This is a genomic window from Curtobacterium sp. A7_M15, assembly GCF_030705415.1.
Taxonomy (GTDB): Bacteria; Actinomycetota; Actinomycetes; order Actinomycetales; family Microbacteriaceae; genus Curtobacterium.
In genome coordinates, this window is the sequence record NZ_JAUZED010000198.1 from 1 (window position 1) to 2,680 (window position 2,680).

General features: G+C 73.3%; 3 protein-coding genes. All 3 read right to left on the minus strand.

Going from position 1 to position 2,680, the window contains the following annotated elements:
- Positions 1 to 107: 107 nt before the first annotated feature.
- The 3 genes from nagA to purU are packed head-to-tail and all read right to left on the minus strand — an operon-like array spanning position 108 to position 2,579.
- Entirely contained in the window at positions 108 to 1,298 is a 1,191-nt protein-coding gene (nagA, locus tag Q7F20_RS18300; protein WP_305741483.1) for an N-acetylglucosamine-6-phosphate deacetylase, read from the minus strand.
- Positions 1,295 to 1,693, minus strand: a complete 399-nt coding sequence (locus Q7F20_RS18305; RefSeq protein ID WP_305741484.1) for a YrdB family protein — start codon at positions 1,691 to 1,693, stop codon at positions 1,295 to 1,297. The genes nagA and Q7F20_RS18305 overlap by 4 nt, the downstream gene beginning before the upstream one ends.
- A gap of 7 nt (positions 1,694 to 1,700) precedes the next feature.
- Entirely contained in the window at positions 1,701 to 2,579 is an 879-nt protein-coding gene (gene purU / locus Q7F20_RS18310) for a formyltetrahydrofolate deformylase (protein ID WP_305741485.1), read from the minus strand.
- Positions 2,580 to 2,680 lie beyond the last annotated feature (101 nt).

The following is a 2,680-nucleotide window of genomic DNA, read 5'->3' on the forward strand; positions in this document are numbered from 1 at the left end:
CGCAGGCGCCGGCGAGCGCAGGCGCCGGCTCGCGCACGCACCGGCTCGCGCGCGCGGCGTCTCGTCCGACACCAGCGACTCCGGGAGCCGTCAGCGGACGATCGAGGTCAGCGCAGCTCGCGCCCCGCGCCCCACACCCGCTGCACCTCGAGCTGCGGGGACAGCGCCACGAGGTCCGCTGCGAACCCCGGCGCGAGCCGACCCGAGCGGTCACCGAGACCCAGGGCAGCGGCGGGCACGCTCGTGACCGCACCGACGGCCTCGGGCAGCGACCGACCGGCGAGCTGCACCGCGTTCCGCAGCGCCGTGTCCTGCGTGAGGGTCGACCCGGCGATGGTGTCCGTGCCCGCGACGTGCGCGACGCCGCCGGTGACGATCACCGCGAGGGACCCGAGCATGTACGAGCCGTCGGCCGCACCGGCAGCTCCCATGGCGTCGGTGACGAGGGCGACCCGGCCCGGCGCCGCCCGCAGCAGCATCGACGCGACGGACGGGTGCACGTGCACGCCGTCGAGGATGAGTTCGAGCGTCACGCGGTCGTCGTCCAGGGCGGCGGCGATCGGGCCCGGTGCGCGGTGGTGGATCCCCGGCATGGCGTTGAACGCGTGGGTGAGCAGGGTCGCTCCGGCGTCGAACGCCGCGCGGGCCTGGTCGTACGTGCCGACGGTGTGCCCGGCCGCGACGCGCACACCCGCGGCGACGAAGCGCTCCACGGCGTCCACGGCGCCCGGCAGCTCCGGCGCGATGGTGACCTGGCGGACGATGCCATCGCCGGCCTCGATCAGCGATGACACCGCGGACGGCGACGGGTCGATCAGGAACGACTCGTTGTGGGCGCCCTTGTTGTGCGGGGAGAGGAAGGGGCCCTCGAGGTGCACGCCGAGCACGAGCGGGTCGTCGGCCATCACCGCCCGGATGCGGTCGAGCGAGGCGGTCAGCACGGGCACCGGGTTGGCGACGAGCGACAGGACCGACCGGGTCGTGCCGTGCGAGCGGTGGACGGCGAGTGCGGCCGCGATCGAGTCGTCCTCGTACGCCGTGCCGCCGCCGCCGTGGCCGTGCAGGTCGACGAAGCCGGGCGTCAGGACCGCATCGCCGAGGTCCACGACCTCGTCGACCGAGGACGCTGCGGACGGGGCCTCGGCGCCCGAGCCGACCGCGTGGATCGTGTCGCCGACGACGAGGACCCAGCCGTACGCCCTGGACCCCGCCACGTCGACGACGTGGGCTGCGCGGTACAGGGTGCGCCGCGCCTCCCGGCCGACGGACGCGCCGGACGCGCCGGACGCGCCGCTCACCGGGTCTCCCTGCGGAACTGGACCACACCGGACAGCGCCGCGACGAGGATGAACACGAGTCCCACGACCGGGTGCCCGATCGAGATCCAACATCCGCCGGCCGCGATCACGAGGGCGACCTCGACGATGGTCTTGCCCACGATGTCCGTCTCGATCGGCGACGCCTGCGACCGGAAGAGGTACCAGACCAGGGCGGCGAAGACCGGCGCACCGATCATGAACAGGATGCCCGGCATCGGGAACGGCCACGCGATGTAGCCCCAGTACGCCAGCGAGACCAGGCCGAACGCGCACACCAGGACGCGGAGCACGGTCCAGCCGTCGAACCGGCGCGGTCGGATCGCGTGCGGGTCCGGGGTGTCGCCCCAATCGACGGGGGACTGCGGTGCTGACATGCGGTGCCTACTTGAAGATGATGGTGCGGGCGCCGTCGAGGAGGACGCGGTCCTCGGCGATCCAGCGCACCGCCTGGGTGAGCGTGCGGGACTCCTCGTCCTGGCCGATGGAGACCAGCTCGGCGGGGTCCTTCGTGTGGTCCACGCGGACGACGTTCTGCTCGATGATCGGACCCTCGTCGAGGTCGCTCGTCACGAAGTGCGCCGTCGCACCGATGAGCTTCACGCCGCGGGCGTGCGCCTGCCGGTAGGGGTTGGCGCCCTTGAAGCCGGGCAGGAACGAGTGGTGGATGTTGACCGCGCGGCCCTCGAGTGCGGCGCACAGCTCCGGCGACAGGATCTGCATGTACCGGGCGAGGACGACGAGCTCGATGTCGTGCTCCTCGACCGCCTGCAGCACGCGGCGCTCCATCTCCTGCTTGCTCGCGGCGTCCGTCACGGGACGGTGCTCGAACGGCACGGAGTAGAACGACGCGAGCTCGGCGAGGTCGGCGTGGTTCGAGAGCACGAGCGGCACCTCGATCGGGAGCTGCCCGCCGCGCTGCCGGTACAGCAGGTCGTTCAGGCAGTGCCCGGCCTTCGACACGAGGACGAGGGTGCGCAGCGGCCGGCCGACGACGTCGAGCTGGACGCGGGCGTCGTAGCGCTCGGCGACGGGCGCGAGGGCGGCCTCGAACGTGGCGCGGTCGACCGGGGCCATGACCTGGAGGCGCATGAAGAACGTGTTCGTGTCCACGCTCGAGAACTGCTGGGACTCGGTGATGTTCCCGCTCGCGGCGACGACGGCTCCGGAGACGGCGTGCACGATCCCGGGCTGGTCGTCGCAGACCAGCGTGAGGGTCCAGTGCGTGGGGGTCTGCTCGCTCGGGGCGGTCGGGTCGGTCACCGGATCAGGCTACCGGGATCGCAGCTGCCGGGAGGCGCGGTGCGGCCCCGGCGGGCGAGCGGCGGCTCGCCGTCGGTCGCGCGGGCGCGGCGCGCGGGTGC